Consider the following 20,773-nt stretch of genomic DNA (forward strand, 5'->3'; position numbering starts at 1 on the left):
ATGACGGCGCTCGACCAGGCGCCGGTGCACGCAACGATGATCCGCGCGGCGGATCTCGTTGCGTCGCCGTGGAAGAACGGCGGCGGCGTGACGCGCGAAATCGGCGCGTTCCCGCCGGGCGCCGCGCTCGACGCGTTCGCCTGGCGCGTGAGCGTCGCGGACGTCGGCGCGGCCGGGCCGTTCTCGCGTTTCGACGGCATCGACCGCACGCTCGTGTTGCTGTCCGGGGCGGGCATGACGCTCGCGGAAGCGGGTGGCGCACGTCACGTGCTCGACGCGCCGCTCGCCCGCGCGGATTTTGCCGGCGAAACGGCGATCGACGCGACGCTGCACGACGGCGCAACGCGCGATTTCAACCTGATGACGCGCCGTTCGGCCGCGCGCGGGACGGTCGACGTGTGGCCCGAAGGCACGCACCGCGTCGAGCGCGCCGATACCGTGCTGCTGTTCTGCGCGACCGGCGCGGTCGACATCGAGATCGACGGCGCGCACTACGCACTGCAGGAAATGGACACGCTGCGGCTCGACGGGCCGCAGCGTGCGTTTGACGTCGTCGTGAGCGGAGGCGGCGCGCTGCTCGCCGTGTCGCTCGCCGTCGGCGAACGAGACTGAACGCATGAAACCGATTGTCTGGCATCACCTGAGGCTGTGTCCGCACGGCCATCCCGACGAAACGATCGACGACGCAGCGATCGCCGTCGACGAAACCGGCACGATCGTGTGGCTCGGCGCCTTTTCCGCGCTGCCCCACGGTTATGCGCACTGGCAGCGGGAAGACCTGCACGGCGCGTGGGTGACGCCGGGCCTCGTCGACTGCCATACGCACCTCGTGTACGGCGGCACGCGCGCCGACGAGTTCGCGCAGCGCCTCGCCGGCGTCAGCTACGAGGAGATCGCGCGGCAGGGTGGCGGGATCGTGTCGACGGTGCGCGCGACGCGCGCGGCCGACGAGACGACGCTGTTCGTGCAGGCGGCCGCACGCCTGCAGCCGCTGCTCGCCGAAGGCGTGACCGCGATCGAGATCAAGTCGGGCTACGGGCTCGACCTCGCGAGCGAGCGCAAGATGCTGCGCGTCGCGCGCCAGCTCGGCGAGCGCTTTCCGGTCACGGTCTACACCACGTTCCTCGGCGCGCACGCGCTGCCGCCGGAATACGCGGGCCGCCCGGATGAATACATCGACGAAGTGTGTGGACGGATGCTGCCGGCACTCGCCGACGAAGGCCTCGTCGACGCGGTCGACGTGTTCTGCGAGCGCATCGGCTTCTCGCTCGCGCAGACCGAGCGCGTGTTCGAGGCCGCGGCGCGGCGCGGCCTGCCGGTGAAGCTGCACGCGGAGCAGTTGTCGAACGCGGGTGGTACCGCGCTCGCCGCGCGTTATCGCGCGCTGTCCGCCGATCACCTCGAATTTCTCGACGAAGCCGGCATCGAGGCGATGAAGGCGGCCGGCACGGTCGCCGTGCTGTTGCCCGGCGCGTATTACTTCATTCGCGAAACGCAATTGCCGCCGATCGCGCTGCTGCGCAAGCACGGCGTGCCGATCGCGCTCGCGACCGATCACAACCCCGGCACGTCGCCGCTCGAATCGTTGCTGCTGACGATGAACATGGGCTGCACGCTGTTCCGCATGACGGTGCCCGAGGTGCTGCAGGGCGTCACGCGCCATGCGGCCGCGGCACTCGGCCGCGCGGATCGTCACGGCGCGCTCGAGATTGGTCGCCAGGCCGATTTCGCGGCCTGGTCGGTCGGCTCGCTGTCGGAGCTCGCTTACTGGATCGGCCGGCCGCTGTGCGAGCAGGTCGTGCGCGGCGGTACGACCGTGTTTCGCCGGATGAACGGCTAGCCTTGCAACAGACGAGACTCACGATGACCGAAATGACGCTGTTCGCGGACCATGCCTGGCTGCCCGATGGCTGGCGCCGCAACGTGCTGCTGCGCTGGGACGCGGCCGGCACGCTGACCGACGTGACGCCCGATGCCGACGCGCCGGCCGGCGTCGCCCGCGCGGCAGGGCCCGTGCTGCCCGGCATGCCGAACCTGCATTCGCATGCGTTCCAGCGCGCGATGGCGGGTCTCACCGAATACCGCGCGAATCCCGCCGATAGCTTCTGGAGCTGGCGCGACCTGATGTACCGCTTCGCGCTGAAGATCACGCCCGACGCGCTCGCGGCGATCGCGCGCTGGCTGTACGTCGAGATGCTGAAATGCGGCTATACGTCGGTGTGCGAATTCCACTACGTGCATCACGCGCAGGACGGCTCGCGCTATCCGCAGATCGCGGAACTCGGCACGCGCGTGATCGACGCGGCCCGCTCGGCCGGCATCGGCATCACGATGCTGCCCGTGTCGTACCAGTTCGCCGGGTTCGGCAACAAGCCGGCGCGCGACGACCAGCGCCGCTTCATCAACACGCCGGACGGGCTGCTCGAACTGCTCGACGCGATGCGCCGCGTCGCGCCCGAGCACGGCGGACTGCGCTACGGCGTCGCGCCGCACTCGCTGCGCGCGGTGTCCGAGAGCGGATTGCGCGTGCTGCTCGACGGCCTGCCCGACGATGCGCCCGTGCATATCCATATCGCCGAACAGACGGCCGAAGTCGACGATTGCGTGCGCGCTTACGGCGCGCGTCCCGTGCAATGGCTGCTCGATCGCTTCGATGTCGATGCGCGCTGGTGCCTCGTGCACGCGACGCACGTCGATGCGGCCGAAACGGCCGCGCTCGCGAAGCATCGCGCGGTGGCCGGCCTGTGCCTGACCACCGAGGCGAACCTTGGCGACGGCGTGTTCCCGGCCGTCGACTATCTCGCGCAGGGCGGCGTGATCGGCGTCGGCTCGGACAGCCATGCGTCGGTCGACTGGCGCTCGGAACTGCGCCTGCTCGAATACGGGCAGCGGCTCGTGCATCGCGCGCGCAACGTGCTCGCGAGCGACACGCAGGCGCATGTCGCCGACCGGCTGTTCGACGCGTCGCTCGCAGGCGGCGCGCAGGCCAGCGGGCGGCGCATCGGCGCGCTGCGTGAAGGTTGCCGCGCCGACTGGCTCGTGCTCGATCCCGATCATCCGGCGATCGCCGAACACGGCAGCGCGTCGTGGCTGTCGGGCGCGGTGTTCGCCGAGCACGGCGAGACGCCCGTGCTCGACGTCTACACCGGCGGTGAACGCGTCGTAAGTGGCCGCCGCCATCGCGACGAAGCCGTCGCGTATGCCGACTACCGCGCCGCGCTGGCGCAACTGCTGCGCTGAACGCGCGGCACCCGGCGCGCGCCGCGAGCGTGCGCCGGCAGACTCTTACGGTGATGCGACATGACTGAACAACCGGCTGTTATCACGCTGAAGCAGGGCACGCTGCCGCTGCTGATCTCGATTCCGCACGCAGGCACCCACATTCCCGACGACATCGCCGCGACGATGACGCCCGACGCGCGCTTCGTCGACGATTGCGACTGGCACCTCGAGCGGCTGTACGGGTTCGCGGCGACGCTCGGCGCGTCGATCCTCGTGCCGTCGCACGCGCGTTACGTCGTCGACCTGAACCGTCCGCCCGACAACGAGAACCTGTACCCGGGGCAGGACACGACCGGGCTCGTGCCGGTCGACACGTTCGACAAGGCGCCGCTGTATCCGGCGAACGCGCTGCCCGGCAACGACGAGATCATGCGCCGTCGCGACCGCTACTGGCGCCCGTATCACGACGCACTGCAAGGCGAGATCGCGCGCCTGAAGCGCGAGCACGGCCGCGTGCTCGTGTGGGAAGCGCATTCGATCCGCTCGCATGTGCCGCGCTTCTTCGAAGGCCGCTTGCCTGACTTCAACTTCGGCACGTCGAGCGGCGCGAGCGCCGCGCCCGGCCTCGCCGAGGCGCTGGCGGCATGCGTGAGCGCACACGGCGGCTATACGGCCGTCGCGAACGGGCGTTTCAAGGGCGGCTACATCACGCGTCACTACGGCGTGCCCGCCACCGGCGTCGAAGCCGTGCAGCTCGAGCTGTCGCAGATCACCTACATGGAGGAGACGCGTCCGTATGCGTACGACGAAGCGCGCGCCGCGCGGATCGTGCCGCTGCTGCAGACGCTCGTCGAAACCGCGCTCGCGCATCGCTGAGCCGCCGGCCCGCGTTGCGTGCGGCGGCGCGGCGCTACCGCGCGCCGCGGCCTGCCAGCGAACCCCGCATGTGCCGACGCAGCGCACAAAACGGCATCGACCGGCCGGGTCGATGCCGTTTTTTTTCGTCTGATCGATGTCGGGATCGATACCTGAAAATTTGACGCAATTTTTAGGTGATATAAGCTGAATGTCAGGAAGTCGTCACGCGCGCCGGCCGCGACGGCGTCGATCAGCGCCGCACCGCGCCGGAATCCGCTGCGAAACACTTGCCGACGTGTCGCCGCGCGGCATTGCCGCCTCCGCTTCATCGCGACACGTGTCCTGTCTTCATCAGTCAGTCGAGTACGATCGTGAAAGCCGCCAGCCCTTCGATATGCCGGACCCGAAGTCCGTCGGCGGGCGCGTCGCCTCAGGCCGGGCCGATCCGGCATGCTGATCGCGGCACGCGCGCCGCCCTCATACGCGAGCCTCGTCTCTTCGCTGTGTCCCATTGCAGCCTGCGCCGCTTCAATCTCGTGACCGCGCACGTCTTCAGTGCGGTGCAGTGCGACGGCAGCGCTTCATTGTTGCCCTAGCGTCCGTTTCCGCCTTCGCATCGGGTCGCACCGTCCGTTGCCGCGCCGTTCGCGCGGCCGGATCGCGCATGGGCGCGTGCGGCGCGACCGCGCGTTGCCATCGTCTCGCGCCAATGCACGCGTCGCACCTTCATCGTGGAGGCGATCATGCGACCGCGCCCGCTCGTAGCCGTCACCGCCGACCGCGTGATGCGCGGCGCCCATCCGAACCATACGGCCGGCGAGAAGTATCTCGTCGCGCTGGTCGACGGTGCCGGCGCGCTCGCCTTCGTGCTGCCCGCGCTCGGCACGCGCCAGCCGGTCGACGCGATCGTCGCGTCCATCGACGGGCTGCTGCTGACCGGCAGCTATTCGAACGTCGAGCCGCATCACTACGGTGGCCCGGCGAGCACGCCGGACACGCTGCACGATCCCTCGCGCGATGCGACCGCGCTGCCGCTGATCCGCGCGGCGATCGACGCGGGCGTGCCCGTGCTCGCGATCTGCCGCGGCATGCAGGAGCTGAACGTCGCGTATGGCGGCACGCTGCATCAGCGGCTGCATGCGAGCGCGGGCTTCCACGATCATCGCGAGCGCGACGGCGATCCGCTCGAACGGCAGTACGGCCCCGCGCACCGCGTGCAGCTCGCGCCGGGCGGCCTGTTGCAACGGGTCGCGCGCGGCGCACACGACGCGATGGTGAATTCGCTGCACGACCAGGGCATCGCGCGGCTCGGTGCGGGGCTCGCGGTTGAAGCGAGCGCGCCCGACGGGCTGATCGAGGCCGTCAGTGTGCGCGGCGCGCGCGCGTTCGCGCTCGGCGTACAGTGGCATCCCGAATGGCGCTTCGCGGAACAGCCGCTGTCGCGCGACATCTTCGCGGCATTCGGCGCGGCGTGCCGCGCGCGCATGACACACCGCATGCACGCGGCCGGCGGCACCATGCCGTCGCCGGCCGCATCCGACATCGACTGAACGAGGCCGATCATGCAACCCGAACTGAGCGAATTCCTGCGTCAGCACCGCATCACCGAAGTCGAGGCGATCATTCCCGACATGGCCGGCATCGCGCGCGGCAAGATCATTCCGCGCAACAAGTTCGAGTCCGGCGAATCGATGCGCCTGCCGCAGGCGGTGATGGTGCAGACCGTCACGGGCGATTATCCGGAAGACGGGTCGCTGACCGGCGTGACCGATCCCGACATGGTGTGCGTACCCGATCCGTCGACCATCTGCCTGATTCCGTGGGCCGTCGATCCGACCGCGCAGGTGATTCACGACTGCGTGCATTTCGACGGCTCGCCCGTCGAGATCTCGCCGCGCTACGTGCTGCGCCGCGTGCTCGACCTGTACAAGGCAAAGGGCTGGAAGCCCGTCGTCGCGCCCGAACTGGAGTTCTATCTGGTCGACATGAACGCCGACCCGGACCTGCCGTTGCGGCCGCCGGTCGGGCGAACGGGCCGCGCGGAGACGGGCCGTCAGTCGTATTCGATCGAGGCGGTCAACGAGTTCGATCCGCTGTTCGAGGACATCTACGAATACTGCGAGATGCAGGGCCTCGACATCGAGACGCTGATCCACGAGGTCGGCGCCGCGCAGATGGAGATCAACTTCGTGCACGGCGACGCGCTGTCGCTCGCCGACCAGGTGTTCCTGTTCAAGCGCACGGTGCGCGAGGCGGCGTTGCGCCACAACATGTACGCGACGTTCATGGCCAAGCCGATGGAGGGCGAGCCGGGCTCCGCGATGCATATCCACCAGAGCCTTGCCGATGCGCGCACCGGCCACAACCTGTTCGCCGACGAGGGCGGCGTCGTATCGCCGATGTTCCACAGCTATCTCGCGGGGCTGCAGAAATACACGCCCGCGCTGATGCCGATCTTCGCGCCGTACATCAACTCGTACCGGCGGCTGTCGCGCTTCATGGCCGCGCCGATCAACGTGCAGTGGGGCTACGACAACCGCACGGTCGGCTTTCGCATCCCGCAGTCGACGCCAGTCGCGCGGCGCATCGAAAACCGGATTCCGGGCGTCGACTGCAACCCGTACCTCGCATTCGCGGCGACGCTCGCGGCCGGGTATCTCGGTCTCACGCAGCAGCTCGCGCCGACCGAACCGATCGCGTCCGACGGCTACGACCTGCCGTACCAGCTGCCCCGCAATCTCGAGGAGGGCATCTCGCTGATGGCCGCGTGCACGCCGCTTGCCGACATTCTCGGCAACAAGTTCGTGAAGGCGTACCTGGCGCTGAAGGAAACCGAATACGAAGCGTTCTTCCGCGTGATCAGCTCGTGGGAACGCCGTCATCTCCTGCTGCACGTGTGAGCGTGCGGCATCGACCAGCGGAGGCAACATGACAGAACGCAGCGAAGCCGTCGCCGCACGCTCGACCGCCGAATACCGCGCGCTCGACGCCGCGCACCACATCCACCCGTTCTCGGACATGGGTGCGCTCAACCGCGCGGGCAGTCGCGTGATCGTGAAGGCCGACGGCGTCTATCTGTGGGACTCGGACGGCAACAAGGTCATCGACGGGATGGCCGGCCTCTGGTGCGTCAACGTCGGCTACGGCCGCAAGGAACTCGCCGACGCAGCGTATCGCCAGCTCCAGGAACTGCCGTTCTACAACACGTTCTTCAAGACGACGCACCCGCCGGTGATCGAGCTTTCCGCGATGCTCGCGGAAGTGACGCCCGCTGGTTTCAACCACTTCTTCTATTGCAACAGCGGCTCGGAAGGCAACGACACCGTGCTGCGCCTCGTGCATCAGTACTGGCGCGTGCAGGGCAAGCCGCAGAAGAAATACGTGATCTCGCGCAAGAACGGCTACCACGGCTCGACGATCGCGGGCGGCACGCTCGGCGGGATGGGCTACATGCACGAGCAGATGCCGTCGAAGGTTGAGCACATCGTGCACATCGATCAACCGTATTTCTTCGGCGAAGCGCAGGCCGGCGAGACGCCCGAGGCATTCGGCCTCGCACGCGCGCAGCAGCTCGAGGCGAAGATCCTCGAACTCGGCGCGGAGAACGTCGCGGCATTCATCGGCGAGCCGTTCCAGGGCGCGGGCGGCGTGATCTTCCCGCCGTCGACGTACTGGCCGGAAATCCAGCGGATCTGCCGCAAGTACGACATCCTGCTCGTCGCCGACGAAGTGATCGGCGGCTTCGGCCGCACCGGCGAATGGTTCGCGCACCAGCACTTCGGCTTCGAGCCGGACCTGATCACGATGGCCAAGGGCCTGACGTCGGGTTACGTGCCGATGGGCGCGGTGGGCATCCATGAACGCATCGCGCGCCCGATCATCGACAACGGCGAATTCAATCACGGCCTCACGTACTCGGGCCATCCGGTCGCGGCGGCGGTGGCGGTCGCGAACCTGAAGCTGCTGCGCGACGAAGGGATCGTCGAGCGCGTCAAGCGTGACATCGGGCCGTATTTCCAGCGTCGGCTGCGGGAAGCGCTCGGCGATCATCCGATCGTCGGCGAGATCGCGGGGGCGGGGCTGGTCGCGGGAGTCCAGCTCGCGCGCGATCGCGCGCGGCGTGAGCGGTTCGACGCCGGCGTCGACGTCGGCACGATCTGCCGGGACTTCTGCTTCAACGGCAATCTGATCATGCGTGCGACCGGCGACCGGATGCTGCTGTCGCCGCCGCTCGTGATCCGGGAGGCGGAGGTCGAGGAAATCGTCGACAAGGCGAAGCGCGCGTTCGATGCGACGGCGCAGCGGGTGAGGCGGGCAGGGTAGTCAGTCGTCGCGACGCTTCGGTTGCATGTGGTCGAAGCGTCGCTGCCCGTCGAACTTGTTCGCGAGCGCAAGGAAGCGTGCAGGGGAGGCGCGCCGCAGCAGAAAGGCGGCCGCAAAACGAAAAGGGCCTGCGTCGTGAGACGCAGGCCCTTGAATTCTTTGGTGGGCGGTACTGGGATCGAACCAGTGACCCCTGCCGTGTGAAGGCAAGAATTTCAGTCCGGAGTGGTTTTTTGTTGATCTGCTTTGTACTTAATCGATTGATTTTTAAGAAAAATAAATCCGGCATTGTTCGATATGTTCCGGCATAATGTTTCCGTACAAATTCCGTATGGATGACGACGGCAGTGGACATAACGAAGGTATCGGTTAGAAACGCCTTGGCGGCTCGAAGGGAGCCGTACTGGAACCGCCTCGAAACCGGGCTGTACATCGGGTTCAGGAAATTGCCAACCGGCGCCGGGACATGGATCGCTCGCAGGCGCAATGAGGACGGGAAGCAGGAATACCGCGCCTTGGGAACCATTTCGACGTACGACGATGCCGTGAAGCAGGCGCGCACGTGGTTCACCGCTCGGGACGCTGGCGTATCGCGCCAGGGCGTTACAGTCCGGGAGGCCGCTGAGCACTACGTGAAGCACCTGCGTCTGGACAAGGGGGCGGCCAGCGCGAACGATGCCGCGGGTCGGTTTCGCCGGCTTGTTGATGAAGCGCCGATCGGCAGGATCGATCTTTCCCGGTTGCGCACCTCGGATCTGAAGTCATGGCTCGCCGGCCTGATCGAAGTCGACGAGGACGAAGACGACGAGGATGATCTCCGGCGGGCGAAAGATTCCGCGAACCGAAATCTTGCATCGTTGAAAGCAGCGTTAAATCTGGCGTTACGTGACCGGCTAGTGGCGACGGATGCTGGGTGGCGAACCGTCGTCCCGTTTAAAGGCGTGGGTCGTCGTAGGCAAGGGTTCATTCCTCACGAACAGCGCGGCCGGCTGCTTGAACATTGCCCGGAGGATCTGGCATTACTTGTGCGCGCCCTGCTTCTCACCGCCGCTCGGCCTGGCGAAATGGCGAAAGTCGTCGCGAACAACTTCGATCGGGCTCAGGGCACGCTCGCGCTCGCCGGCAAGACGGGCTTTCGCGTCGTGACCCTCTCGACCGCGGCGCGCAAGTTTTTCGAGACTTTGTCGACCGACAAGATTGCCAGCGCACCCTTACTCACGACGGCGGCCGGCGCAACGTGGACGAAAGACGCGTGGAAGAAAATGTTTCGGTCCGCAGTTGCCGCGGCGCAGTTGCCAGACGACATTGTCATGTACTCGCTTCGTCACACGGCGATCAGCGAAATGATTGCGAATGGGATGGATTCGTTCGTCGTTGCCCGTCTGGCGGGCACGTCGACCGCGATGATCGACAAGCATTACGGGCACCTAAGGCACGACGTGACGCGCGCGCGGCTCGACTCGGTGCAGATAGTGTAAGGCTGTGTATAACAGGGGTTTGTGCGGGTATTGTCCTTGCCTCGTTTGGCGGTGCTATTGTCCGAGGTAGTTCTACAACGTGCGGAGCACATCGTGATTGATCGAATTGTCAGGGAGAAAGAGTTGCTCGCAATCTGCGGCTTCTCGCGTTCGACCCTCTACGAAAAGCGGAAGCGCGGTGAGTTTCCGAGTCCAGTAAAGCTCGGCCGGAAGGCAACGGGCTGGAAGCTGTCCGCCGTCAAGGCGTGGATCGATAGCCTCGAACCGCGCGAGGTAGTGCAATGACAGCAAGACAATTCGATCAAGCCCACTGAAGGCCCGCTAAACGCGGGCCTTCGTGTTTTTGGGCCGCGTAAGGCACAACTTAACACTCGAATAGAAAAGCATGAATTCCATCGACAACGCGCGCTATCTCAGCCCCGCCGCGAAACAGGCCGCCGCCGAGCACCTGCTCAGGGTACGCGCACTTCACGGAGACGATCCGTGTTCGCGCGAGCAGACCGCCGCGCACGAGGCCGGGCACACGATCATCGCCGTGGCCTTCGGCTGGCGCTTTCTCGGCGCTCACGTTCGTTCAAAGAATCTGGCTTGGACAGGTTCGACGCACTACGAGCACCGGCTGACCGGGCGCCATTACTCCCTCGACGAAGCGGCGGACGTCTTCTTTGCCGAAGCTGTGATGGACCTGGGTGGCGTCGCGGGCGAGCAGGCCGCCGGCTTGTACCACCCCGCATCCAGCCATTTTGAGATCAAGAACGCCGGGACTGCGTGCGCTGCACTCGATGCGTTCTCGGGTGACGCGCCCGGGAGTCATTTCGCACGCGCGCTCGCGCTCGCGATGACGGAGATCCAGGCCAACGCCGCGACATTCGAGGTCCTGCGCGCACACTTCCGACGATCGAAGCGGCTGACGCCGGCCGAGGGGCGACGGATGCTGAAGAACGTGGCGCCGCGGCTCGCCGACGTGCAGTTCGTGAAAAGAAAAAGCCCGCAATAAATGCGGGCCAAAAAATTTCAAAGCTCGGTAAACACGATGAATAGTACACCTACAGAAAATACTGTCAAGCCACGCTGTACACATTCGGATCTCGTCGCGGCGCTCGCACCGATCGTCTCGCGCGTGCGCACGTCGACCTGTTGCGTCAAGCGCCCGGGTAAACCGCCGCAGCACATCGGCCAACCGCTGACTGCCGATCGACTCGCGCATCACGTGAATGGCGGGCCGGCCTACGGCGTGTACCCGATGCAGCCGGGCAGCGACGTGACGCTGGTGGGGCTGCTCGATCTCGACTCGCACAAGGGCGAAACGCCGTGGCACGAAATGCAGGACACCGCAGTGCGCATCGTCATTGCCGCGTCCGCGGTCGGGCTGCAGGGCATTCCGTTTCGCTCGTCGGGCGGCGCTGGAATCCACGTCTATTTCCTGTGGGATGCGCCGCAGGACGCGTACAGCGTGCGCCAAGCGCTGCGGCACGTGCTCGCTGCGTGCGACCTGCAGGATGGGACGAAGGGTGTGGCCGCCGGGCAGGTCGAGGCCTTCCCGAAGCAGAGCAGTGTTCCGCACGATGGGTACGGGAACATGTTCGTGCTGCCGCTGGCTGGCAAATCGGTGCCGCTCGACTCGTTCGAGCTGGACGACATGCCGAGGTCGTACATCACCGAAATGGACTGGCCGACGAGCGCGCCGGTGCCGCGCGCCGAGCGAGAGATTGTCGTGCCGCCGGCGGCCGCCGCGCCTGCCGAGCTCGGTGTGCTGAAGTCTGCACTCGACGCGATCCCGAACAGCGGCGAGAACGAACTCGATTACGACAGCTGGCGCAATGTGCTGTTCGGCGTCAACCATGCGTCGCAGGGCTCGGACGAGGGGCTGGCGCTCGTGCACGAGTTTTCGGCGCGGTCGAGCAAGTACGATCCGGCGAAGACGGATCGCGACTGGGGCTACGCCGGCAAGAACCAGGGCACGCCGATCACGATCGGCACGATCAAAGCGATGGCCGCGGCCCACGGCTGGCAGGATCCGGCGCGCGCTCCAAGCGAGGACGACTTCGACGTGGTGCCGGCCGGCGAACAGGAACCGCCACGCCCGGGCTATCGCCGTAACGGGAAGGGCGAGATTCTCGCGCTCGCCGAGAACATCGTGACGGCCGTTCGCGCACCGCATGAGTGCGGGTGGCACATCCGATACGACGATTTCCGTGCCGAGATCATGCTCGCCGACGTGGCGGACCCGCGCGGCCTGCGCGCGTTCACCGATCCGGACTACACGCGCCTACAGATCCAGCTCGAGCGCCGAGGGTTCCTCAAGCTCAGCAAGGAGGCGCTGCGTGACGGTGTGGGCCTCGTGGCCGACGACAACCGTATCGATTCGGCCGTCGAGTGGTTGACCGGGCTGCAGCACGACGGCGTGCCGCGCATCGAGACGTTTCTGCGCGACTACATGGCCGTCGAGGACACGCCGTATACGCGCGCGGTGTCGCGGTATCTCTGGACGGCGCTGGCCGGCCGCGTGCTGTCGCCCGGGTGCGAAGCGCCGATGGTGCCGGTGCTGATAGGTGAGCAGGGCGCCGGCAAGACGCGGGCCGTGAAGGCGCTCGTGCCGGCGCAGGAGTTCTACTGCGAGCTGAAGCTCGACGAGCGCGACGACAACGCGTCCCGCATGATGCGCGGCCGCCTGGTGGTCGAGCTCGGTGAGCTGCGCGGCCTGCACACGCGCGACGCCGAGTCGATCAAGGCGTTCATCAGCCGCACGCACGAGAACTTCGTGCCGAAGTACAAAGAGTTCAGCGTGACGTTCGCGCGCCGGTTCCTGTTCATCGGCACGACCAATCAGGACGAGTTTCTCGCCGACGAGACGGGGGAGCGCCGCTGGCTGCCCGTGCGCGTCGGCCGGTGCGACGTCGATCGGATCGCGTCCGATTGCCTGCAGTTGTGGGCCGAGGCGCGCGCAGCTTACGAACGCGCCGGGAGTGTCGACTGGCAGGAGGCCGAGACGTTGGCGCGTGAAGTGCATGCGCAGCACAAGCTGTCCGATCCGTGGGCGCCGATCATTCACGACTGGCTTATGGGGCGAGGCGATTACGCGTTCGATCTCGGTGAGGCACCGCATACGCGTGATTTTTTGCAGATTCACGATATCGCGGACGGAGCGCTTGGCATTGCCAAATCGAGGCTAGGGCGCAACGACATGATGCGAATTAGCAAAATTTTGCAAGGAATGGGGTACTCCAAGCGGTTGAAGCGAGTCGGGGGGCACCCGACCAAGGTTTGGATGCGATCGGACGTAACCTCCGTAACCACCTGATGCGCGCTGGTGGTTACGCGCAGAGCCTTACGCAGCAAGGCGCGTAACCACCGTAACCACCGTAACCACCTTTCTCTATATACGTGTGCGCGATAAATAAGGGGGATACAGGGGTTTATAGGAAACAGGGGTTTCGGTGGTTACAGGTGGTTACGCCCCGGTGAGGCCGAAAAATGCAGGAAATTACAAGTTCGCAGTACGAATTTTAAGAGGTAAGGCAATGAAGAAACTGACAGCCAAGCAGCAGCGATTTGTCGACGAATATTTGTGCGATTTGAATGCGAGTGCGGCCGCGCGACGCGCCGGCTACAGTGAGAGGACCGCGAACGAGCAGGGCGCGCGCCTGTTAGCAAAAGTTAATGTGCAAGAAGCGGTCCGCGCGGCGATGAGCGACCGCCGCAAGCGCACGCACATCACGCAGGATCGCGTGCTGCGCGAGCTCGCGCGCATTGCGTTCTTCGACATCCGCCGGCTGTATAACGTTGACGGCACGCTGAAGCGCCCGGACCAGCTCGACGACGAGGCCGCGGCGGGCCTGGCCGGTGTCGACGTGGTCGAGCAGATGACGTACAGCGCGGACGGCGACGGCGAACTGACGGCCACGCCGACGCTCACGAAGAAGGCCAAGGTCTTCGACAAGACGACGGCGCTCACGCTGGCGATGCGCCACCTCGGCATGCTGAACGACAAGCTCGAGATCTCGAAGCGGCCGCGCGTGCGCGTAGTCGACCAGACGGGCCGCAAACCACGCGTGAAAGGCGATTGAGATCCCCATCGGCGATTTCAACCCTGGGCATAACGCCTTACCTGATAGGCGTTCCACGCTGCGCATCGCGCCGAAACGGCGCGCAGCTACCCGACTGGCTACCCGTTTCCCCTTTATGCCCAAGGGTTTGTGGCCATAAACTTAGGGCCATAAACGCACGATTCTGCGCGGCGTCGATGGGATGCTGGCAGCGTGACCACTTTGGGGAAGGACATGGCAGCGACTCACATTCACATGACACCGCGCACGCGGATGGCGTTGCAGACCTGCGCGCTGTTGCGCGGGGCCTCGATGTCGCGCGTCGTCGCGGATGCCCTAGCCGAATTCATCGAGCGCCACGGACTGCTGAAGGGCGGTGAATGGCGGATCCGGCCGAACGCGGATCACGCGTGGGGCCGCGCGACGGCTAAGCAGGCAGAAGCGGCACGCGTCCTCGAGTGGAACGTCGAGCTCGTGGAGGGCTGATCGATGGCCGATATTCAACTGATCGAAGTGCAGCTCGCTGAGGCCCGCCGAACCGCGTCACTCGCGCAATGTGAGCTCGACGTAACGCTACTCGAGACCAACGGCGTAGAGAATGAGGAAACGGCGTCGCTGCGTGCCGTCGCGGATCTGCACCGGTCGCGCGAAGCGTCGCTCGTCCGCGTGCGCGAGGCCGCGCTGCGTGCCAACAGCGCGGCCGCAATCGAGGCGCGTCACCAAGAGTCGCGGAACGGTGTGCGCGCGGCTCGCGGTCTGGAACGGCGCTACGTCAACGCGGCGAAGGCGCTGGAAACGGCACTCGAAGCTGTTGCTGTGGCGCGTAGCGAGTTTCTGCAGGTCAACTCCGAACTGCATACGGCGATTCGCGCCGTATGCGTCAATCCCGAGCTGACCGATTCGCAGACGGGACCATTGTTGTATGCGAACAATGGCGGCTCGTGGATATCGGATGATGCCGTTCGGACGTATGTCCGGTCGATGTTCGATGAAGCGCACCAGCCCGACAGCCTCGCGGGCTTTGCCGCGAAGCACATGCAGCAAACGATCGTGCGACTCGAAGCCGCAGCCGCGTATCGGAAGCCGACCCATCAACCGCCGTACATCATCGACAGCGAGTCTGCGCTGCGTTCGATGACCGAAGCCGGCGAGGACGCGTGATGGACAACACCGAACAACAATCCGCACCCGTCGAGAAGACGTTCGAGGAACGCGCCGCAGCGTTCTACTCGAACACGAAGCAGCCCGGCGTACCCGAGATGCCGCGTGCGCCGGCCGAGCAGCCGAAGGCATGGAACGCCGCGGAGAACCTGCGCCTCAATAACGGACAGGGCGCGCCGCAGCGCGCCGCAGACCCGGACGCGTTGGCGCTCGTACGCGACGATCGAGCGCGCAAGTTCTATGGCGACGAGGGGGCGCACGGCGCGCTGTACGACGAGCTGACCGGTTCCGGGCAGTGGGGGCAGGAAATCGTCGCTTCGATCGACGACGGCCTGGGCGACACGATCGATCGCAAGGAGTTCGCCGCGATCGTCGCCGACCACGGCGGCAACCAGACCGACGTGCGGGAATTCATCGCCGACGCCCGACTGTTCGCGCAGGGCTGGCCGACACTGTCCGAGGCCGACAAGCAAGCCCACCTTGCCGACGCCGTGCAGGGCATGAAAGAGACGTTCGGCGATGGGTGGGAGCAAGCCTGGGATGCAGCGAACGCGCTCGCGAAGCGCGATCCGCGCGTCGCGAAGGTGCTTGTCGAGACGGGCCTCGGTGCCGATCGCAAGACGGTCATCAAGTTCGCGCGGGAAGCGCTCCGGCAGCGTGTTGCCGGGAAACTGAAGTAACTCGCCTGGCGATGCGGATCGCGGCGATCGACTGGCGCGAGGTGCAGCGCGCACCGAACCTTGCGGCCGTGGTCGGCAGCCAATAACGCACGATTCTGCGGGTGGTAGGCGGCAGCATGGCGCAGTCTCGACAAGGACTGTGCCATGACCGTCGCTTCGGATATTCAGGACGTCACCTACAACACCGACGGTTCGACCGTCGATTTCCCGATCCCGTTTTACTTTCTGCGTGACGGTGACGTACGCGCGGACATGATTCTCGCGTCCGGCATTGCGCAACCGCTTGTGCTAGGGACGGATTTCACCCTCACTGGCGCTGGTAATCCGGCTGGCGGAATGCTGTCGACGTTGTCGGTCATCACGACCGGTAACAGGCTGCACATCTATCGCGACGTGCCGGCGACGCAGGAAACGCAATACCAACAGAACGACCCGTTTCCGGCGAAGACGACCGAGCGCGCGCTAGACAAGCTGACGATGCTGGTGCAGCGGTTGTTCTCGCGCACCGGGCTTGCAATCCAGTATCCAGCACACGAACTAGGTAAGAACGCAGTTCTGCCCGTTGCGAGCGTTCGCGCAAAGAAGCCGATCGTGTTCGACCAGAACGGCAACGTCGGTGTTGGCGCTGAGCCGTACCAGGAGCCGAGCGCGATTCTCAGTCAGGCGTACGCGTTTTCGACGAACCTGTACAACCAGACGGTCGCAATGATCAACGCGACGCGAGCCTACGCCGAACAGCTCGTGGCGGGTGTCGTCGGCGGGTATGGGTTCTATCAGCGCGTGAACGGGCGCCAACGCACGTTCCAGGACAAGATGAACGATGCGCTTGCCGCCGCCGACTACGCTGTCGGCGGCACGGCGAACGATACAGCGGCGTTCGCGCGGCTGGCGAGTCAGTATCCGAACGCAGTCGTCAATCTCGGCGGTCAAATCTATCGCGTCGACGCGGTTCCGACGGGAAACATTTACCGCAACGGTGGCTTTCTCGTTGGCGGAAAGATCCGATGGACGCACGAGCCGACGACGTTTTTCGGCCGAGCTGGCGCGTGCTCATACTACGGCGGGCAGTTGCGCGCGCTTAAAACCGCGATCGCCGATCCGCTTTACCAGCTCGTAAGCGTCACCTTTGTAGGTGACTCGATCACGTGGGGTAGCGGACAGACAGGTATCGAAAACACCGAGCCGCGTAACGGCACGCTTGGCGACCCGCGCGACAACGCGGCGACCGGCAGCTATGTGAACAACTTGAAGCGTTGGTTCGCTGAACGGCTTGGACCGGCCTATGCCGTGACGACGACGCATGCAGACTGGCCGTACGCGACACCAGGCGCCGGTAACGGGCAGGCAATCACGACGCATACGCGTCTCGTGGAGCTCGGCTTCCTCGATGTCGGCCCGTTCACGTACGCGGTGACCGGCGGTGCTAGCCATAGCTCGTTCGATAGCCCCACCACGATTACGGGTGTGCAGCGGCGATTCACGGTACCACAAGGCGGCACCGGTTCGATTTCGTTTGCTATGACGGGTGAGCAGTTCACGTTCGTATTCGATGGGACGAATTTCAGCGATCGCTACAACGTGTACGTGAATGGTGCGATGCTCGCAGGTTCTCCCTTCGACATGAATGCTGCACGGATTGGACAAGCATCGCCGTACTACAACTTCAAGCGAAACCACGCGTTTCCGTTCGTGCGCGGTGCGACGGTCAAAATTCAATTCATCCCATCGGCCGATGGAACATCGTCGTCGGCTGTCTACGCCGGCGCAATCGAAGTGCCGAAGCAGATTCGTGTCAAGAATCAAGGCATTAATGGCGCTACGTCGCACTCGTACTGGATGTACAACTTTCCGACGTCGAAGGTCAACTTCCCGCCCGAAAAGAAGGTCGAATCGCAGTTCGGTGCGACGATTGTCGGTAGCGGCAACGTCGTGAAGACGACCGTGGCGGCGCCGTCGAGCGCGACGGGCGAGCAGGTGCAACTCGACATGTACCAGGGCGGCACGTTCAATGTGACCTGTCCGATCCCCGCCGGATGCGACGCGTTGATTGTTGGCTACAGCCAGATCGGGAATGGGACGACGGTCAATGTCATGAACGGTGGCACGCAGATCGATTCGTTCAGCACCGCCGGCGCACCACCTACCTATGGCCTAACGCGACTCGTGCGTTTCGCGGCCGGCACGTCGAGCATCGTGTTGCAGACGGTTGCTGATCCGAACAACCATATCGGCGTCTACCTCGAAGGGCTTGTCGCGTTCGATTACTCATCGGCGGTAAATTACCCGACGAACAACTCGTTTGGCAAAGGCGTCGCGCTCGACAATAAAGACTCGTTCTGCTTCTTCCAACTCGGCACGAACGACCGCATCCAAAGCACGGGCCCGAACTACCCGACGCAGTCTTCGACCGCAAACAAGCTGCCGCGCATGCTCGACCTGCTGCCGGACGGTTGCAAGGCGATTGTGATGTGCGCGAACCCGGCGCTCAATGACGGACCGCCGACATACTGGGGCTCGATGTTTGATATTCGGAATCAACTCGACAATATTGCGATGACGAAGGGGTGCGACTTCATCGACCACACCGAAATGCTGCGCGGCGTGCCGCCGATGGCGTTCACATCCGACGGGCTGCACCCGTTTGAGCTCGGCTCCCGTCTGATGTCGAGCAACGTCGAGGAAGCGATCAACCGGGCGTGACCGTGGCGGTTCTCGGGTAGGGCGGGGCCGGGAGCGGCACTTGGGTTTGCGTGTTCGTATACCGCTGCTAGTTCGGCTCGGCTCGGGAGAGCGCAAGCCGCGGTTAGCGAACCGGGCCGAAATTCACGGCCACGTCGTACATGCTGACGAGGCTCGCGTTTCCACCGCTGCCGCACACCTGCACGTGCACGAAGTAGCGCTTGCCGACACGGATGAAGCTGTTCGCGTGCTGGCGATCGACATTCGACAGCCGTCCGATGTTCGTCGGCACGGACCATTGGGTTCCGTTCTTGTCGGTGAACCGGAAGGTTTCGAGCGTACCGCCGCTCGGTGTGAACTGGATGCCTTCGACCGTGACCGGCCCAATGAACTGCGTGCAGTTGTCGCCTGGTCGATCGTGCACGTCGTCCATTTCCTCCAGTGCAACCAGGCGTTCCGCGGCCGTCGAGTTGCCGGTGAGATCCTTCGCTTGCCACGTCGTGACAAGGCGCGCACGTGCGTTGAATGACTGCGCGTTGGCCGCCGCCGAGAAGATGAGAGCCGCGCTCACGCACGCGGCGAATGCAAAGCGTCCAGTTGAATTCACAGCGCCCCCGTTTCGTTGTTGTGGGTGGGCGCATTCTAGCGCGCTGACCGCGAGGCGCAGGCAGCCGACACGATCCTCGCCAGCGTCGCGCTAAGCACCGCCCAGCAGAAACTGCTGTTGCTGTTGCTGCTGCAGTTCGACAACGAGCATGCCATGAACACGCAGGACGCCGGCCTGTTCGAAGTCGCCGCGAATTGCTTCATCAGCCTGGGAGGCTAAATGCACCAGAAGTGCGTAAACGCGGTCGAGGCGGCCGCCGGCCGCCGGCCGGAAGCTCACGCAGGCCGAGATCGACGGGATCGAGAACCGCGTGCGCGCAGGCATGCGCGCAACCGCGCGGCAGGATCCGGCCGGGTGGACGTCGATGTCGCAGGTCGATCGTGTCGCGGTGCTATCGTGCGTGCCGGGCTGTGTCTGGCTGACGTAGAACGCCCCCAATCTCACCAGGCTGAGGATCGCGCCGCTTGATATAGTGCGGCGCGGACTTTTGAATCTACTTGACGGGCTAAGGTTACTGCTTCTGCGCGGGCTGCTGTTCGTTGGCTGTCTTGGATGGCTGCTGCGGCGCTTTCTCAGTCTGCTCTGGTGGGGTATGGAAGGAAACGTAGCTACCGAATTTCCCGATCACAACTCCTACCACGGTGAACACGACCGCGATCACTGCTGCACCACCGAGAATCCGATGCTTCCAATTGACCAAATCGTCGACCTTACCTTTCATAGACGAGATCGACGTATTGAGGTTCTCCAGACTGGCTTCCAACTTCCCAAATGACCCCTTCAGGTCCATGACCGCCTGCAGAGTGAAACTGTGGTCATGAGTGCCGTAACCGAGCATGGGGGTTGTTTGAGGGGGTTGCGGCGGAGCGACCTCGTCAGCGGCGGGCGACGAAGTCTGCGCGGCTCCTCTTGTGCGTCTAGGGGGAGAGCTGCTCACGATTCCATCCGAGTTTTTAACCACTCCCACATTTCAGTGGGGCCGCGGCCAAAGTACCCGCCGATCGGCACCACCAAGGCAGATCCAATAGGCGACTTCTCCCCTTTGGGTTGACCGGTGATGGTCAGCAGGTTTGAAAGCTCTACAGTCGTACCAGCAAACTTGATTAGCCATCCCCGGTCTTCTTGGAGGTGATGGCGGTCGGCTTCAGGAATATGGGTCACCACCGCATTGTTTATCGGTGTCGCGTCCCTACGAAGTTGCGTAACGAGATATACGGGCATGATGGCGCGCAGTCTAACATTAAGCCGCAAACGTCATCGGCTGAAATAAACGTGTTTCGATAGCCAATTTCGTAAGCGAACGATGACATAGGACCAGATGGGGGTCAATGGACCAAAATAAAGGTGCCGGATGACCCTGGCAAAACGTCGCATCGTTGACGCAACCTTCGGTCCCACGTAACGTCCATGAAACAGGATTCCAAGTCGAGAGGCTGTCGAAACAAAGGCAGCTCGGGCGTGGAGACCCGGTGGACCATGACGCACCGCAGTCGGCAGTGTTGAGGACGCGCTCAGTGCCGTGGGCGCGGCCGGCACTGCGTAAGAGTATCCGGCGGTCACCAGGCTCGTCTCGATGAGTGGCATGTGGCGCTACGTCACTGGTGCGCCAGCCGGGCAGTTCATGCAGAGCTCGGCGACGTACTTCGAAGCACAGTACGTCGGCCCGTAACCGGGAGAGACGCGGCCGGGTGTCAGTCGTCGGCGCCCACGGACTTCCGA

At 64.7% G+C, this 20,773-nt stretch carries 20 protein-coding genes; 16 read left to right on the forward strand and 4 right to left on the reverse strand.

What is annotated here, in order from left to right; genetic code table 11:
- The 16 genes from LGM71_RS17705 to LGM71_RS17780 all read left to right on the forward strand — a co-directional run bounded on the left by LGM71_RS17705 (nt 1) and on the right by LGM71_RS17780 (nt 18,468).
- Entirely contained in the window at nt 1-612 is a 612-nt protein-coding gene (locus LGM71_RS17705) for a HutD family protein (protein WP_124905596.1), read from the forward strand.
- 4 nt (nt 613-616) lie between these two features.
- Entirely contained in the window at nt 617-1,840 is a 1,224-nt protein-coding gene (hutI, locus tag LGM71_RS17710; protein WP_226115603.1) for an imidazolonepropionase, read from the forward strand.
- A gap of 23 nt (nt 1,841-1,863) precedes the next feature.
- Nucleotides 1,864-3,240 carry a formimidoylglutamate deiminase gene (locus LGM71_RS17715; RefSeq protein WP_226115605.1) on the forward strand — a complete coding sequence of 459 codons (1,377 nt, stop codon included), beginning with the start codon at nt 1,864-1,866 and terminating at the stop codon, nt 3,238-3,240.
- A 60-nt stretch (nt 3,241-3,300) separates the two neighbouring features.
- Nucleotides 3,301-4,098 (forward strand): N-formylglutamate deformylase, encoded by a 798-nt coding sequence (gene hutG / locus LGM71_RS17720; protein ID WP_124629729.1) that lies wholly within the window; start codon nt 3,301-3,303, stop codon nt 4,096-4,098.
- Between the two features lie 725 nt (nt 4,099-4,823).
- Nucleotides 4,824-5,630 (forward strand): gamma-glutamyl-gamma-aminobutyrate hydrolase family protein, encoded by an 807-nt coding sequence (locus LGM71_RS17725; protein WP_226115606.1) that lies wholly within the window; start codon nt 4,824-4,826, stop codon nt 5,628-5,630.
- A 12-nt stretch (nt 5,631-5,642) separates the two neighbouring features.
- Nucleotides 5,643-6,980 (forward strand): glutamine synthetase family protein, encoded by a 1,338-nt coding sequence (locus tag LGM71_RS17730; RefSeq protein ID WP_059599064.1) that lies wholly within the window; start codon nt 5,643-5,645, stop codon nt 6,978-6,980.
- Nucleotides 6,981-7,008: 28 nt separating this feature from the next.
- Nucleotides 7,009-8,403 carry an aspartate aminotransferase family protein gene (locus LGM71_RS17735; RefSeq protein ID WP_226115608.1) on the forward strand — a complete coding sequence of 465 codons (1,395 nt, stop codon included), beginning with the start codon at nt 7,009-7,011 and terminating at the stop codon, nt 8,401-8,403.
- A gap of 335 nt (nt 8,404-8,738) precedes the next feature.
- A complete protein-coding gene (locus LGM71_RS17740; protein WP_226115617.1) occupies nt 8,739-9,881 on the forward strand; it encodes a tyrosine-type recombinase/integrase in 1,143 nt (380 codons plus the stop codon).
- Between the two features lie 93 nt (nt 9,882-9,974).
- Entirely contained in the window at nt 9,975-10,166 is a 192-nt protein-coding gene (locus tag LGM71_RS17745; RefSeq protein ID WP_226115619.1) for a helix-turn-helix transcriptional regulator, read from the forward strand.
- Nucleotides 10,167-10,266: 100 nt separating this feature from the next.
- Nucleotides 10,267-10,878, forward strand: a complete 612-nt coding sequence (locus LGM71_RS17750; RefSeq protein WP_226115621.1) for a hypothetical protein — start codon at nt 10,267-10,269, stop codon at nt 10,876-10,878.
- Nucleotides 10,879-10,914: 36 nt separating this feature from the next.
- On the forward strand, nt 10,915-13,182 hold the full coding sequence (locus LGM71_RS17755) for a VapE domain-containing protein (protein WP_226115622.1): 2,268 nt from the start codon (nt 10,915-10,917) through the stop codon (nt 13,180-13,182).
- 220 nt (nt 13,183-13,402) lie between these two features.
- Entirely contained in the window at nt 13,403-13,948 is a 546-nt protein-coding gene (locus tag LGM71_RS17760) for a terminase small subunit (protein WP_226115624.1), read from the forward strand.
- A gap of 213 nt (nt 13,949-14,161) precedes the next feature.
- Nucleotides 14,162-14,413, forward strand: coding sequence for a hypothetical protein (locus tag LGM71_RS17765; protein ID WP_226115626.1), 252 nt, complete (start codon nt 14,162-14,164; stop codon nt 14,411-14,413).
- A gap of 3 nt (nt 14,414-14,416) precedes the next feature.
- A complete protein-coding gene (locus LGM71_RS17770) occupies nt 14,417-15,088 on the forward strand; it encodes a hypothetical protein (RefSeq protein ID WP_226115628.1) in 672 nt (223 codons plus the stop codon).
- Nucleotides 15,088-15,768, forward strand: a complete 681-nt coding sequence (locus tag LGM71_RS17775) for a hypothetical protein (protein WP_226115630.1) — start codon at nt 15,088-15,090, stop codon at nt 15,766-15,768. The genes LGM71_RS17770 and LGM71_RS17775 overlap by 1 nt, the downstream gene beginning before the upstream one ends.
- A 144-nt stretch (nt 15,769-15,912) precedes the next feature.
- Entirely contained in the window at nt 15,913-18,468 is a 2,556-nt protein-coding gene (locus LGM71_RS17780) for an SGNH/GDSL hydrolase family protein (protein ID WP_226115632.1), read from the forward strand.
- A 103-nt stretch (nt 18,469-18,571) separates the two neighbouring features.
- Here the strand turns inward: LGM71_RS17780 and LGM71_RS17785 are convergent, their stop codons facing one another.
- The 4 genes from LGM71_RS17785 to LGM71_RS17800 form a co-directional block, all read right to left on the reverse strand.
- The gene (locus LGM71_RS17785; RefSeq protein WP_226115634.1) at nt 18,572-19,018 is read right to left on the reverse strand and encodes a hypothetical protein; all 447 of its coding nucleotides are present in this window, start codon (nt 19,016-19,018) and stop codon (nt 18,572-18,574) included.
- Nucleotides 19,019-19,144: 126 nt separating this feature from the next.
- The gene (locus LGM71_RS17790; RefSeq protein ID WP_226115636.1) at nt 19,145-19,378 is read right to left on the reverse strand and encodes a hypothetical protein; all 234 of its coding nucleotides are present in this window, start codon (nt 19,376-19,378) and stop codon (nt 19,145-19,147) included.
- A gap of 187 nt (nt 19,379-19,565) precedes the next feature.
- Complete coding sequence (locus tag LGM71_RS17795; RefSeq protein ID WP_226115638.1) at nt 19,566-19,844, reverse strand: hypothetical protein; 279 nt, start codon at nt 19,842-19,844, stop codon at nt 19,566-19,568.
- 143 nt (nt 19,845-19,987) lie between these two features.
- Nucleotides 19,988-20,275, reverse strand: a complete 288-nt coding sequence (locus LGM71_RS17800; RefSeq protein WP_226115641.1) for a hypothetical protein — start codon at nt 20,273-20,275, stop codon at nt 19,988-19,990.
- Nucleotides 20,276-20,773 lie beyond the last annotated feature (498 nt).

It is taken from the genome of Burkholderia sp. AU33545 (genome assembly GCF_020419685.1).
In the GTDB taxonomy this organism is placed as follows: Bacteria; Pseudomonadota; Gammaproteobacteria; order Burkholderiales; family Burkholderiaceae; genus Burkholderia; species Burkholderia diffusa.